The following is a 13921-nucleotide window of genomic DNA, read 5'->3' as shown; positions in this document are numbered from 1 at the left end:
CATATGCACATAGCAGGACGCTGCACTGCGAAAATTGCACTCGACGCCGGCCGCTGCATTGCGGATAGATCGGATATCGGAGAGATCGTCCACTTCCCGCCATTTATCCCGATCGCCTCGCGGCGACGCCAGGGGTCATTGCCAAGCAGAAAACCTTTCCACGGAGCTCTCATGACTGAGATCGCCATCAGTGATTCCATTGGTACCCGGCCGGGTGACGAACTGCCATCGGCAACGACCGTGGCCTTGGTTCAACTGGCGCTCGCTTGCGGCGGCTTCGGCATCGGTACCGGCGAATTCGCAATCATGGGGCTGCTGCCCAATGTCGCCGATACCTTCTCGGTAACGACGCCGCAGGCGGGATATGTCATCAGCGCCTATGCGCTCGGCGTCGTCGTCGGCGCGCCCGTCATCGCCGTTCTTGCCGCGAAGATGGCGCGCCGCACACTGCTTTTGACGCTGATGCTGGTCTTTGCCATCGGCAATATATCGAGCGCCATGGCGCCGACCTTCGAGGCCTTCACCGTGCTGCGCTTCATCACCGGTCTGCCGCATGGCGCCTATTTCGGTGTCGCCGCGCTTGTGGCCGCCTCGATGGTGCCGGTTCATCGGCGGGCACGCGCTGTCGGACGCGTCATGCTCGGACTGACTGTCGCAACTCTCCTCGGCACGCCGCTGACGACGTTTTTCGGCCAATCGCTCGACTGGCAGGTGGCGTTCCTGTCGGTCGGCGTCGTCGGCCTGCTGACAGTGGCCTTGATCTGGCTCTATGTTCCCAGGGACAGGGTTTCCGAAGAAGCGAGTTTCTCACGCGAACTCGGCGCCTTCCGCCGACCGCAGGTCTGGCTGACGCTCGGCATCGCCGCCGTCGGTTATGGCGGCATGTTTGCCATGTTCAGCTATATCGCCTCGACGACGACCGAGGTGGCGATGTTGCCGGAAACAGCCGTTCCGATCATGCTGGTGCTCTTCGGCGTCGGCATGAATGCCGGCAATTTCATCGGCTCGTGGCTCGCCGACAAGTCGCTGCTCGGCACGATCGGCGGCTCGCTCATCTATAATATCGTCGTGCTGACCACCTTCTCGCTGACTGCTGCCAACCCCTATATGCTCGGCCTCTCGGTCTTCCTCGTCGGCTGCGGCTTTGCCGCCGGCCCGGCGCTGCAGACGCGGCTGATGGATGTCGCTGCCGATGCTCAGACGCTGGCGGCGGCTTCCAACCATTCGGCCTTCAACATCGCCAATGCGATCGGCGCCTGGCTTGGTGGTCTCGTCATCGCCTGGGGCTATGGGTTTGCGGCAACCGGCTATGTCGGCGCGGCACTCTCCTTCCTCGGCCTGTTCGTCTTCGCCGCCTCCGCCCGCCTGGAGCGTCGCAGCACGCAGGTGGCGTAGCGCATCTCCGCCTGCAATGCGAACAGGTGCGACATTCTGGCGTTAAGCATTTAGCCGGCTTGACTTTTTCCGCGTTCGGGACCACCTAGCATACATGTGGACGGCACCTGTCGGCCACGGATTTCAACGGAGTCATCTTAGCGATGCCAAGCGACAGTAGCAGTCGATTGCCTTTGCCGTACGCGGCCGCCCTCGTGCGCTGACCGACTCCTGTCGGCTCGCCCGATCGGACGCTACGGCGGATCGACGGAAAGGCGAGCCTCATGAATATCAATCGCTTCCCTCTTCGGGCAGGCCATGCCGCCCGTGCCTTCATCAACAACAGCCGCGGCGCCACGATCGCCGAACGCGTCGACGCGTTGAACGCGCTCAGCATCCAAGACGCCGGGCGGGTGCTGTCGGCCATGCCGCTCGACTATGCCGTCAACATTTTCGACCGGCCGGAGCTTCGCAACGCCGCACAGATCCTCGCGCTGATCAGCGCCGAGGACGCCGCACGGCTGCTGCACGGCATGTCCAACGACCGCGTCGCCGACGTGCTGCTCGAACTCGACGGCGAGACCCGCGCCCGGCTGTTCTCCAGCCTCGACGAGCCGGTGCGCGTCGCCATCCAGCATCTGATGGGCTATCCGCCACGCACGGCCGGCGGCATCATGACGACGGAGTTCGTCAGCGTGCCCGACAGCTGGACCGTTGCCCAGACGCTCGATCATGTGCGCCAGGTCGAACGCTCGCGCGAGACCGTCTATGCTATCTATGTGCTCGACGAGCGCAGCCATGCGCTGATGCATGTGGTGACGCTGCGCCGCCTCATCACCGGCGAGCCTGACGCCTCCATCCTCACGGTCGCCCAGAAAGGCGTTCCGGTTTCGGCCGATCCGCTGATGAAGCAGGAGGATGTTGCCCGGTTGATCCGCAAACACGACCTGCTCGCCTTGCCGGTGACCGACGAACATGGGCAGGTGCTCGGCATCGTCACGGTCGACGACGTGATCGATACGATGATTTCGGACACGACGGAAGCAGCCCAGAAGTTCGGCGGCATGGAGGCGCTCGGCCAGCCCTATATGAAGATCGGCTTTGCCGGCATGATCCGCAAGCGGGCCGGCTGGCTCGCCGCCCTGTTCCTCGGCGAGATGCTGACGGCGAGCGCCATGCAGCATTTCGAAGGCGAGCTGGAAAAGGCCGTGGTGCTGACGCTGTTCATCCCGCTGATCATGAGCTCGGGCGGCAATTCCGGTTCGCAGGCGACGTCACTGATCATAAGGGCGCTGGCGCTCGGCGAGCTGAAGCTTTCGGACTGGTGGAAAGTGCTCTTCCGCGAGCTGCCGACCGGCATCGTGCTCGGCGCGATCCTCGGCCTCGTCGGCTTCATCCGCATCGTCTTCTGGCAATCGGCCGGGCTCTACAATTACGGCCCGCACTGGCCGATGGTCGCCGTCACAGTGTTTGCCGCGCTGATCGGGATCGTCACCTTCGGCTCGATCTGCGGCTCGATGCTGCCGTTCGTGCTGCAGAAGCTCCGGCTCGACCCGGCCAGCGCCTCGGCCCCCTTCGTCGCCACGCTGGTCGACGTCACCGGCCTCGTCATCTACTTCTCGGTGGCGCTGCTCATCCTCAGCGGGACCCTGCTGTAGCACCCAAGACCCCTCCCCAACCCCTCCGCACAAGGGGAGCTTAAACTGCCGCACCCGCATCCCAACTATTGACCTTTGATGGGGAGCGAGACGGTGCCCCAGATTAGTCCCTCCCCCTTGTGGGGAGGGGTTGGGGAGGGGCTTTTATTAGCGAGAAAAACTATTGGGAAATTATCTTCCCTCGGGCAGTTTCAACGGCCCATGCGTCTTGATGCTGCGGATGGCGAAGTTCGAGCGGATGTCGCTGACGTTCGGCAAGGTCAGCAGCGTGTCCGTCAGAAGCCGTTCATAGGCGGCGAGATCTTCCACTACCACTTCGGCCAGGAAATCGGCTGTTCCCGAAATCAGGAAACAGGAGACGATTTCGGGGATGGCGAGCAATGCCTTCTGCTGCGCCTCGGAATTTTCGCGGCTGTGATGCACCACCTTGAATTCGACGAAGACCGTCAGGCCGAGACCGACCTCCTTGCGATCGATATCGGCGGTGTAGCCGCGGATGATACCGGAGCGTTCGAGATTACGGATGCGACGCAGGCAGGGCGACGGCGAGAGGTTCACCTTCTCGGCGATCTCGACGTTGGTGGCCCGCGCATCCTCCTGCAGGCATTTCAGGATGGCAATATCGAATTTATCGAGATTTGGCACTTTCGTGAAATCCTTGGGCATGATTTAGCAGAAGATTGCGTATAGCACGCTTTTCGAGCCACAGATAGCAAGGACATGCCCCGGCTCTCGGCGCTAATCTCTTCCTCAACCGGACAAGATCCGGATGGAGGAAAGGATTAGGGACGATGAGCACGATTGTATTTTCAAAAGACAAATCGCCTTCGCAGACGTTCGGTTATGCCGCCGGCAGTATCACCGTACTGATCTGGGCGACCTGGTTTCTGGCGACCCGCCACAGCGCGGCGACGTCGCTTGGCTCCATCGATATCGGCCTCATCCGCTTCGGCATTCCGGCGCTCGCGCTTTCGCCCGTCTGGCTTCGCATCGGTCTGCTGCCGAAGGGCGTGCCGCTCTATCTGCTGGCGATCATGGTCGCCGGCTGCGGCGCGATCTTCTTTCTGGTCACGACGCTTGCCATTCACTCCACACCGGCAGCTTCCTCCGGTATCCTGCTCGGCGGCTCCATGCCGCTTGCCACCGCACTGATCGGCATTCTCTTGTTTCGGGAACGGCCGGATGCCACACGCATTGCCGGGCTGGCGGCAATCGTCGGCGGCGTCCTGATCCTGCTTGCCCGCAGCCTTGCCGATGCCTCCCTGCCCTGGACAAGCTTTGTCATGCTGCCGGCCGGCGCCGTGCTCTGGGCAAGCTACACCCATGCCTTTCGCCGCTCGGGTCTGACGGCCATTCAGGCCAGCGCGCTGATTGCCGCCTGGTCTTTCCTGATCATGGCGATGCTCGCACTCGTCTTCGGAATCTCGCTGCCGCAGGCCCCGCTTGCCGAAATCGGCCTCCAGGTTTTGAGCCAGGGCATTCTGTCAGGCCTCGTCGCCATGGTCGCCTATGGCACGGCGGTCCGCATCCTCGGCGGAACACAGGCCGCCGCCTTTACGGCTTTGACGCCTGTTCTTGCGACCCTCGGCGGCGGTCTCCTGCTCGGCGAAACGATCGGCCTTGCCGAAATCAGTGCCGCGGTGGTCACCGGCATCGGCGTCGCACTTTCGACGGGAATTGCCGCGCGACGCTGACCATCAGCCGCGACCGACATTACGAAGCCGCCGGCAGCCATCGCTGCGGCGGCTTTTCAGCGTGTTCTCGGTCTCTCAGGCCTGAATGACGACAACCCTGGCTCCGACCTCGACGCGGCTATAGAGATCAATCACATCGTGGTTCATCATGCGGATACAGCCGCTCGACATGGCGAGGCCGATCGATTCCGGCTGATTGGTGCCATGAATGCGGAAATGCGTGTCGTTGCCGCCGCGATAGAGATACATCGCCCGCGCGCCGAGCGGATTGTTCGGGCCGCCCGGCATGCCGCCGGCAAGCCTGCGATAGCGTTCTTCGCGGCGCTGCATGTTTTCCGTCGGCGTCCAGCTCGGCCACTCGGCCTTGCGTCCGATATAGGCGTTGCCGGCAAATGCCAGTCCCTCGCGGCCGACACCGACACCATATCGCATCGCCCTGTTGTCATCGAGGACGTAGTAGGCGCGACGCGCCGGCGTGTCGATGACGATCGTGCCCGGCGCATGCGCGCTTTCATAGGCCACTTCCTGGCGGCGAAGTTCCGGCTTGATCTTGTCGATCGGCACCTGCCTCAACGGAAACTTTTCATCCGGAAGTGCTGCATAATTCGTCTGGCTGTTGAGGCCGGTCGAGGAGCAGCCGGCGACAAAAAGCGGCAGAGCGATCAGAAAACCCCGACGGGAGATCGTCATGAATGTGTCCTTAGTGCGTCAACAAGATGTCGCAAGCTAAGGAATTTATGGTTAACGAATGGCTAACGGCAGCCGTCGAAAGGCGATCACGAAGACGTCAGCGGTCGAAATCACCGCCGATGTCCGCGATGCGCCTCACATATTCGGATAGACCGGCCCCTCGCCGCCCTGCGGCGGCACCCAGTTGATGTTCTGGTTGGGGTCTTTGATGTCGCAGGTCTTGCAGTGCACGCAGTTCTGGGCGTTGATGACGAAGGTCTTGTCGCCATCCTTCTCCACCCATTCGTAGACGCCGGCCGGACAGTAGCGGGTCGACGGCCCGGCATAGATGCCGAGCTCGGAGCTCTTCTGCAGCCCCATGTCCTTGACCTGCAGATGCACCGGCTGGTCTTCCTCGTGATTGGTGTTCGACAGGAACACCGAGGACAGACGGTCGAAGGTCAGGACGCCGTCGGGTTTCGGATAGGCGATCGGCTTATGCTGGGATGCCGGCTCCAGGGACTGCGCATCCGTCTTGCCGTGCTTCAGCGTGCCGAAGAAGGAGAAGCCGAGCAGCGTGTTAGTCCACATGTCGAGACCGCCGAGCGCGACGCCGAGCGCCGTGCCGAACTTCGACCACAGCGGCTTGACGTTGCGCACCCGTTTCAGGTCGCGGCCGATGTCGGTGCCACGCCATTCATTCTCGATCTCGACCACCTCGTCATGGCTGCGGCCTGATACAATCGCCGCAGCAATCTTCTCGGCGGCCAGCATGCCCGACAGCACCGCATTGTGGCTGCCCTTGATGCGCGGCACGTTGACCAGACCGGCCGAACAGCCGATCAGCGCCCCGCCCGGGAAGGATAGCTTCGGCACCGACTGGTAGCCGCCCTCGGTAATAGCGCGCGCGCCATAGGAGAGCCGCTTGCCGCCCTCGAAGGTTCCGCGGATCGCCGGATGGGTCTTGAAACGCTGGAACTCCTCGAAGGGATAGAGATAGGGGTTCTTGTAGTTCAGGTGAACGACGAAGCCGACGGCCACCAGATTGTCTTCGAGGTGATAGAGGAAGGAGCCGCCGCCGGTCTTCATGCCGAGCGGCCAACCGAAGGAATGCTGCACAAGGCCCGGTCTGTGGTTCTCCGGCTTGACCTGCCAGAGCTCCTTGATGCCGATGCCGAATTTCTGCGGCTCGCGGTCCTTCGAGAGATCGAACTTGGCGATCAGCTGCTTGGCAAGCGAGCCGCGCACGCCTTCGCCGATCAGCGTGTATTTGCCGCGCAGCTCCATGCCGCGGGTGTAGTTCGGGCCGGGTTCGCCGTTCTTGTCGATGCCCATGTCGCCGGTGGCAACGCCGACTACCGCACCCTTGTCATCGTATAGCACTTCGGCGGCGGCGAAACCCGGATAAATCTCGACACCGAGTTCTTCTGCTTTCGCCGCCAGCCAGCGACAGACATTGCCGAGAGAGACGATGTAGTTGCCGTGATTGTTCATCAAGGGCGGCATCAGCACATTCGGCAGACGGATCGAGCCGGCCGGGCCGAGTACCAGGAAGTGATCTGCCGTCACCTCCGTCTTGAACGGATGATCGGCTTCCTCACGCCAGCCGGGCAGCAGCCTGTCGATGCCAATAGGATCGACGACGGCGCCGGAGAGGATATGGGCGCCGACCTCGGCCCCCTTCTCCAGCACCACCACCGACAGTTCCGGATTGACCTGCTTCAGCCGGATCGCCGCCGCCAGACCGGCAGGACCGGCGCCGACGATCACAACGTCGAATTCCATGCTCTCGCGTTCGGGCAGCTCAGTCGTCTCGGTCATTCATTCGTCTCCGCTTGGCCAGTGGCCATCATCCCATGGCCACTGTCTTGTCAAAACCGCGAAGCATTGTCGAGCCGGGATGCGACAGCCAATCCTCAATTCGCACAAAGACATTTCAGCCGATGCGAGACTTACAGTACCGCTTACGTTAACGTCAAATGCGAAACCTGTGAGACCACGGCCCTCCCTTTCCCTTTTTGTCGCCCGCGCCTTATACAACCCTCGAAGACATCGGAGGAAATCATGGATCTCGGCATCAAGGGCAAACGGGCGCTCGTTCTCGCCTCCTCGCGCGGGCTTGGCCTCGGCATCGCCGTAGCACTCGCACGCGAAGGTGCAAACGTGCTGCTTTGCGGACGCAGTGGCGAACAGCTGGAGGCCAATTGCGCGGCGATCAACAGCGAAGGAAATGGCCGGGCCGACTGGATCTGGGCCGATCTCGGCGATGAGCGCTTCGTCGAGACGGCAACAACGGCGGTGAAGGAGAAGTTCGGCGGCATCGACATCCTCATCAACAATACCGGCGGACCAACGCCCGGTACGACGGAGGAGATGACGGCCGAAAAGCTCGAAACCTACTTCCTCTCCATGGTTGCGCGGGTGATAACGCTCACCAATGCGCTGCTGCCCGATATGAAGGCGCAAGGCTGGGGCCGCATCCTCACGGTTGCCTCATCAGGCGTGATCGAACCGATCGCCAACCTGGCGCTGTCGAACACGCTGCGCCCGGCGCTTGCCGGCTGGAGCAAGACGCTTGCCTCCGAAGTGGCGAGCTTCGGCATCACCACCAACCTGCTTCTGCCGGGCAGCATCCTGACGAGGCGGCTCGACGACCTCGACGGCGCCGCGGCAAAGCGGACGGGCAAAAGCCTCGAGGAAATTCGCGCCGACAAAGAGGCGCGCATTCCCGTCGGCCGCTATGGCACGGTCGAGGAATTTGCCGCAACGGCCGCCTTCTTGTGCAGCCAGCCGGCAAGCTACATTACCGGCTCGCTGATCCGCTGCGACGGCGGCGCCGCACGGTCCGTCTAGAGCCGCTCAGGCCGCACGGGCCGCCGCAGCGGCCCAGGTCGCCGCGCTCCGGATCATCTGTTCGACATTCGCCGGATCGTCGGCAAGTTCGGCGAGTTCGGAAAGCCGATGGAAGCCCGTCAGGATCGCGATGCGCCGCCGGTCAAGCCTGCGTCCGGTCAGGATTTCATAGGCCGAGACGATGCGCGCGGTCAGATCGGGCGAGATGAAGTTCGAGTAGATGAACTCCTGGTGCAACGGACCGAAACCTGAATCGGCGAAATCGTAAATGCCGTTGAGCCTACCCTGGCGATAGTCGAAGGCCATATTCCAGCCGTGACCGTCGAAGAAACCGTAGACGTTGCCGTAGGGATCCGGCGGCAAGGCTTCGAAATCCGAAACAACGGTTTCGGCAAAGCCCTTGATATCAGCCGGCAGCAGCGGCAAAGCCTTCGTCCGAACCGCCTCCGGCGATTGCCATGGCTGGATCGCTCCGGCGCCGGCCGCCCGCAGGCGATCGGCATCGAGCGCGTGCAGTTCGGCGTAGAAACGCGCGAGGTCATCCGCCAGGCGCTGACGGCCGCCCTCTCCCAGCGCATCGTAATCTTCGGCAATGAGGTGTTCGCCCTCGAGCTTGGCGTGGCTGGAGAAGATCGGCGGCCCGTCGTGAATGCGCATGTCGGGAACTGCCATCGACAGCGAGGGTCGAACGATATCGAGCACAGCGGCTTCCTTCACGAGCGCTCTTTCGGCGCCGAGATGGCGGGGAAACTTGAAGATCAGCGTGTCGTCGACGTCGACTGCCATCGAATCCCAGCCCTTCGCCGCGAGCTTGAAAACGGAGGCCGTCAGTTCCGGAAATACACTTGTGATGAGAGAGCGAAATTCGCTGACGTTCAACTCTGTCATGACGACCTGCCTTTTCTGTTTTCCCTGTTCTTTGGATGCAGGCGAGCAGCATCGGCCTGTCGAAACCCGTCGGCGTCCAGCCGCCGAAGCCGCGCCAAGTGGCACCCGCACTATATTAGTATAATTTGAATATTACGGAATATTCATTACAAAAATTTAAGCCGTTATAACCACTTAGTGATCGCGACACGGGAATTATGTCTTTTTTGCGCCGCAATATAAGCGGCTCAATCAAAGCATAAAATTTGCACCCTTGCTCAAACCCCGGTCTAGCCCATGAAGAAATTTTGGATCACCGTCAGCTTTGTCGCAATCGCCGCGGTCGGCGTTTGGCAATTCGGGAATCTGGTCCCTTATGCGGCGCGCATTCCCTACCTCTCCGAGCTCATCAAGCAGCCGGCCGGCGGCAATGGCGGCAGCAGGCAGGCACAGGGCGATCAGACACAGGCAAATCAGGCGCCGACCGACCAGGCCGAGAATGGCGGGCAACACCAGGGTGGCGGGCGCAGACGCGGCGGCGGTCCAACTGTCGTCAAAACAGTTGCTGCGGTGAAAACGACGCTGCCGACGGATGTCACCGCGTCCGGCTGGGCCGATGCCGACGACAATACGACCATGGCCGCACAGGAACAGGGCCTGATCGTCAGCATCAATGCGCAGGATGGAGCGACCGTCAAAGCCGGCGACCTTATCGCCAAGCTGGACGACCGGACGGCGAAGGCGGCGGTCGACAAAGACAATGCGATGATCGTCCGGGATACGGCAACGCTTTCGGAAGCAGAGACGGCGCTGGTTCGCGCGCAGGACCTGTTCGACCAGAAGGCCGGCACGCAGCAGAGCCTCGACCAGGCAAGAGCTGCCCGCGACACCGCCGCGGCCACGGTCGAGGCTGACAAGGCCACCCTCGACTCGGATCAAGTCATCCTCGAGAATACAGATATCCGGGCGCCCTTCGACGGCCGGCTCGGCGATATTGCCGTCAGCAAGGGCGCCTTCCTCAATGCCGGCTCGGCAATCGTCACCATCGCGAAATACGATCCGATCTATGTGAAATTTCACCTGCAGGAACGTTATCTGCGCGTCCTGAAGAAGGCGCTGGCACTCGGTCCGGTCGAGGTCAGCACAGTTCCCGCTTCCACCAAGGGGCAGATCCGCAAGGGCGAAATCAGCTTCTACGACAACACGGTCGATACCGCCTCGGGCACGATCTTGGCCAAGGCAAAGTTCGAGAATGCCTCCGGTGCGCTCTGGCCTGGCCAATCGATCAACATCATCGTGCATTTCAACAACGACCAACAGCAGGTGGTGGTGCCGACGGTTGCCGTCAGCCCCGGCCCGGACGGGTTCTTCGCCTTTGTCGTCAAGGACGGCAAATCGCATCTGACGCCGGTCACCGTCGCCCGCGCCAATGGCGGCTTTACCGCCATCGAATCGGGTCTTCAGCCGGGCGACCATGTCGTCATCGAAGGCCAGGGCCAGCTCAGCGACCAGCAGGCAATCAACGAGCAGTTCGACGACAAGACCCTTGATGTCGCCTCTGCCGAAGAGCCTCGGCAACCGCAGCAGTCCGAGACGATCGCCGTGGGAGCTCAGCAATGATCCCGATTTTTTGTATCCAGCGCCCCGTCGCGACGACGCTGCTTGCCATCGGCGTCATTCTGGCCGGTCTTGCCGGCTACCGGCTCGTGCCGGTTGCAGCCCTGCCGCAGGTCGATTTTCCGACGATCAACGTTTCGGCCCAGCTGAGCGGCGCCTCGCCGCAGACCATGGCGACCTCGGTTGCCACGCCGCTGATCAAACAGTTCGAGACCATTCCCGGGATCAGCGAAATCAGCGCCTCGAGCTCGCTCGGCAGCACCAGCATCGTGCTGCAGTTCGATCTCAACCGCGATATCGACGCGGCCGCAGCCGACGTGCAGGCGGCGATCTCGCACGCGACCCGGCAGCTGCCCGACAACTTGACGACACCACCGAGCTATCGCAAGACCAACCCAGCCGATGCGCCTGTGATGCTGCTCTCCGTGCAGAGCAACACCATGCCGCGCAGCAAGCTCGACGAGATCGCCGAGGACATCATCTCGCCATCGCTTTCGACGCTGCCCGGCGTTGCCCAAGTCAGCGTCTATGGTGCGCAGACCTATGCCGTGCGCGTCGAAGTCGACCCCAACAGGCTGCTCACCCGCGGCATCGGCATCGACACCGTCAACAAGGCGCTTGCTGCCGCCAACAGCCAGCAGCCTGTGGGGACGCTGCAGAACAATTCGCAGAGCATGACGATCACCGCCAACACGCAGCGCACCAATGCCGACCAATTCCGCTCGCTCGTCATCGCCAATCCGAATGGAGCGCCGATCCATCTGGGTGATGTCGCCGATGTGCAGGATGGGGTCGAGAACCAGTATACCGGCAGCTGGTATGATGGCCAGCGCGGCATTATCCTCGCCATCCAGCGTCAGCCGGATGCCAATACGGTCGATGTCGTCGATGCGATCAACGCCAAGCTGCCGCAGCTGCACGCCGAAATTCCGTCTTCGGTGACGACCGTGGTCATGAACGACGCCGCAAAACCCATTCGCGCCGCCATCGCCGACGTGAAGTTCACACTGTTCCTGACGATCGGCCTCGTCGTTCTCGTCATCTATCTCTTCACCGGCCATGCGACCGCGACGATCATTCCGGGGCTTGCCGTTCCGCTGTCGCTGATCTCGACGTTCGGGATGATGTATGTGCTCGGCTACAGCATCGACAATATCTCGCTGTTGGGGCTGACGCTCGCGGTGGGTCTGGTGGTGGACGATGCGATCGTCATGCTCGAAAACATCCTGCGTCACGTCGAAGAAGGCATGCCGGTGCGTGAAGCGGCGATCAAGGGAGCGGGCGAAGTCAGCTACACCATCATTTCCATGTCGGTTTCGCTGATCGCGGTCTTCATCCCGATCCTCTTGATGGGCGGCGTCGTCGGCCGCGTGTTCAACGAATTCGGCATGGTCGTTGCCATCGCCATCATATCGTCAGCGATCGTCTCGCTGACGGTGACGCCGATGCTCGGCTCGCGTCTTTCCAACAATCACAGCCGGCCGCCGCTCCTCATTCGCCTCTTCGATGCAGGCTTCGAGCGGACGCTCAACGGCTACGACAGGGCAGTTGGCTGGTGCCTTCGCCATCGTCTGACGATCCTCGGCATCTTCCTGGGCTCCGTCGCACTGACGTTCTATTTCTTCATGACGCTGCCGACGAGCTTCTTCCCGCAGGAGGATATCGGCCGCCTGTCGATCAGCACGCAGGCCCGGCAGGACATTTCCTATTCCGCCATGGAGGCGCTCCAGCAGCAGGCGGCAGCCGCCGTCAAGGCGAACCCGGCGGTCAATCACGTGATGTCGACAATCGGCGGCAACCCGAACAAACCGCAGAACAATGGCTCGATGTTCGTCGAACTCAAGGACAAGAAGGAGCGCCCGCCGCTTGATCAGACATTGCGTGAGCTGCGCACTGCAATCAACAAGATTCCCGGATTGCAGGCCTTCGTGACGCCGAACCAGAGCCTGCGCTTCGGCGGCCGCCAGACCGCCAGCCAGTATCAGCTGGTCATCCAGGCGCTGAGCGCCGACCAGACCAACCTCTGGGCCGGCAAGATCCAGGCGGCGATGCGTGGTGACCGCGGGCTGTTCACCGATGTGACATCGGATGCCCAGAACAACGCCCTGCAAGCCAATATCGTCATCGATACCGAGCGGGCGGCCGCCTATGGGATCGACAATGATACGCTGCGCACGACGCTGCAGGAATCCTTCAGCGGATATGCAGCGGCGGAGATCCAGTCGACCGGCGACAGCTACGACGTCATCGTCGAATACGACACCAGCAAGCCCTGGGACGACCAGAAGCTGTCGGAGATTCGCGTAGCCTCGTCCAATGGCAGTCTGGTGCCGCTTTCGAACTTCGCGCACGTCCGGCGCACCACCGGCCCCGTGACGATCAATCAGACGGGCCAGCTCGTCTCGACCACCGTTTCCTTCAACCTGCCCGAGGGCGTTTCGCTCAGCGACGCGACGGCAGCGATCGACCAGATCAAGAAGGAGATCGGCCTGCCGGCCGATGTCTTCACCTCCTATGGCGGCACGGCCGAGATCTTCGAACAGTCGCAAGGCAATACGCCCTATCTGATCCTGGCGGCCATTCTGACCATCTATGTCGTGCTCGGCGTCCTCTATGAGAGCTTCATCCATCCGCTCACCATTCTGTCCGGCCTGCCCGCGGCGGCCTTCGGTGCGCTGCTCGCCTTGAAGATCACGGGCTTCGACCTGTCGATCATTGCCCTCATCGGCCTGTTGATGCTGATCGGCATCGTCAAGAAGAACGCGATCATGATGATCGACGTGGCGGTGGAGACCATGCGCACGACCGGCGAAAAAGCGACGGCAGCGATCCACGAGGCATGCGTGCGGCGCTTCCGGCCGATCATGATGACGACCTTCTGCGCCCTGCTCGGCGCCCTGCCGATCGCGCTCGGCACCGGCGCCAGCTCGGAGCTACGCCAGCCGCTCGGTATCGCCGTCGTCGGCGGCCTCGTCGTGTCGCAGCTGCTGACGCTGTTCATCACCCCCGTCATCTTCGTCGAGATGGACCGCTTCGGAAGCTTCCTCGGCAGGCTGATGGGCCAGAAGAAGGTCGAGGAGCCGGTGTTGCAGGAGACAAGGGCGCTGGCCGCCGAGTAAGGCGTTCTGACGATACCGGGCCTTGCCGGTCCGCTTCTTGCCCGAGCGGGAAGCGGACATGGCGGCGCGC

10 protein-coding genes are annotated in these 13921 nt (G+C 62.2%); 6 read left to right on the top strand and 4 right to left on the bottom strand.

Features of this window, described 5'->3' with window-relative positions:
* The first annotated feature begins 171 nt into the window (after nucleotides 1–171).
* Nucleotides 172–1395, top strand: coding sequence for an MFS transporter (locus tag AMK00_RS06710; protein WP_064801397.1), 1224 nt, complete (start codon nucleotides 172–174; stop codon nucleotides 1393–1395).
* A 263-nt stretch (nucleotides 1396–1658) separates the two neighbouring features.
* Nucleotides 1659–3032, top strand: coding sequence for a magnesium transporter (gene mgtE / locus AMK00_RS06705; protein WP_064809958.1), 1374 nt, complete (start codon nucleotides 1659–1661; stop codon nucleotides 3030–3032).
* A gap of 171 nt (nucleotides 3033–3203) precedes the next feature.
* Here the strand turns inward: mgtE and AMK00_RS06700 are convergent, their stop codons facing one another.
* A complete protein-coding gene (locus AMK00_RS06700; RefSeq protein WP_189637628.1) occupies nucleotides 3204–3698 on the bottom strand; it encodes an Lrp/AsnC family transcriptional regulator in 495 nt (164 codons plus the stop codon).
* Nucleotides 3699–3823: 125 nt separating this feature from the next.
* Here AMK00_RS06700 and AMK00_RS06695 point away from each other — a divergent pair, with 125 nt between their 5' ends.
* The gene (locus AMK00_RS06695; RefSeq protein ID WP_064809957.1) at nucleotides 3824–4726 is read left to right on the top strand and encodes a DMT family transporter; all 903 of its coding nucleotides are present in this window, start codon (nucleotides 3824–3826) and stop codon (nucleotides 4724–4726) included.
* Nucleotides 4727–4801: 75 nt separating this feature from the next.
* On the opposite strand, the gene AMK00_RS06690 is transcribed toward AMK00_RS06695, so the two are convergent.
* Together AMK00_RS06690 and AMK00_RS06685 are read right to left on the bottom strand one after the other, a co-directional pair.
* Nucleotides 4802–5416, bottom strand: a complete 615-nt coding sequence (locus AMK00_RS06690; protein WP_064809956.1) for a L,D-transpeptidase — start codon at nucleotides 5414–5416, stop codon at nucleotides 4802–4804.
* Between the two features lie 135 nt (nucleotides 5417–5551).
* A complete protein-coding gene (locus AMK00_RS06685; protein ID WP_064809955.1) occupies nucleotides 5552–7216 on the bottom strand; it encodes an electron transfer flavoprotein-ubiquinone oxidoreductase in 1665 nt (554 codons plus the stop codon).
* 243 nt (nucleotides 7217–7459) lie between these two features.
* Here AMK00_RS06685 and AMK00_RS06680 point away from each other — a divergent pair, with 243 nt between their 5' ends.
* On the top strand, nucleotides 7460–8248 hold the full coding sequence (locus AMK00_RS06680; RefSeq protein WP_064809954.1) for an SDR family oxidoreductase: 789 nt from the start codon (nucleotides 7460–7462) through the stop codon (nucleotides 8246–8248).
* Nucleotides 8249–8254: 6 nt separating this feature from the next.
* Here AMK00_RS06680 and AMK00_RS06675 read toward each other — a convergent pair whose 3' ends face one another.
* Entirely contained in the window at nucleotides 8255–9136 is an 882-nt protein-coding gene (locus AMK00_RS06675) for a phosphotransferase family protein (protein ID WP_064809953.1), read from the bottom strand.
* A 276-nt stretch (nucleotides 9137–9412) separates the two neighbouring features.
* On the opposite strand from AMK00_RS06675, the gene AMK00_RS06670 reads away from it, so the two are divergent.
* Both AMK00_RS06670 and AMK00_RS06665 read left to right on the top strand, forming a co-directional pair.
* A complete protein-coding gene (locus AMK00_RS06670) occupies nucleotides 9413–10735 on the top strand; it encodes an efflux RND transporter periplasmic adaptor subunit (RefSeq protein ID WP_064809952.1) in 1323 nt (440 codons plus the stop codon).
* Nucleotides 10732–13851, top strand: coding sequence for an efflux RND transporter permease subunit (locus tag AMK00_RS06665; RefSeq protein WP_064809951.1), 3120 nt, complete (start codon nucleotides 10732–10734; stop codon nucleotides 13849–13851). Before AMK00_RS06670 ends, AMK00_RS06665 begins: the two co-directional genes overlap by 4 nt.
* Nucleotides 13852–13921 lie beyond the last annotated feature (70 nt).

The sequence above is a fragment of the Rhizobium sp. N621 genome, assembly GCF_001664325.1.
GTDB classification, from domain to species: domain Bacteria; phylum Pseudomonadota; class Alphaproteobacteria; order Rhizobiales; family Rhizobiaceae; genus Rhizobium; species Rhizobium esperanzae.
The sequence above is the reverse complement of the archived record's forward strand: the minus strand, read 5'-3'. Positions and strand labels throughout refer to the sequence as shown.

Bases quoted from the DNA above. Each gene is read 5' to 3' on its own strand.
- AMK00_RS06665 (WP_064809951.1), top strand. From the start codon at position 10,732: ATGATCCCGATTTTTTGTATCCAGCGCCCCGTCGCGACGACGCTGCTT.
- mgtE (WP_064809958.1), top strand. From the start codon at position 1,659: ATGAATATCAATCGCTTCCCTCTTCGGGCAGGCCATGCCGCCCGTGCC.
- AMK00_RS06710 (WP_064801397.1), top strand. From the start codon at position 172: ATGACTGAGATCGCCATCAGTGATTCCATTGGTACCCGGCCGGGTGAC.
- AMK00_RS06685 (WP_064809955.1), bottom strand. From the start codon at position 7,216: ATGACCGAGACGACTGAGCTGCCCGAACGCGAGAGCATGGAATTCGAC.
- AMK00_RS06700 (WP_189637628.1), bottom strand. From the start codon at position 3,698: ATGCCCAAGGATTTCACGAAAGTGCCAAATCTCGATAAATTCGATATT.
- AMK00_RS06670 (WP_064809952.1), top strand. From the start codon at position 9,413: ATGAAGAAATTTTGGATCACCGTCAGCTTTGTCGCAATCGCCGCGGTC.
- AMK00_RS06675 (WP_064809953.1), bottom strand. From the start codon at position 9,136: ATGACAGAGTTGAACGTCAGCGAATTTCGCTCTCTCATCACAAGTGTA.
- AMK00_RS06690 (WP_064809956.1), bottom strand. From the start codon at position 5,416: ATGACGATCTCCCGTCGGGGTTTTCTGATCGCTCTGCCGCTTTTTGTC.
- AMK00_RS06680 (WP_064809954.1), top strand. From the start codon at position 7,460: ATGGATCTCGGCATCAAGGGCAAACGGGCGCTCGTTCTCGCCTCCTCG.
- AMK00_RS06695 (WP_064809957.1), top strand. From the start codon at position 3,824: ATGAGCACGATTGTATTTTCAAAAGACAAATCGCCTTCGCAGACGTTC.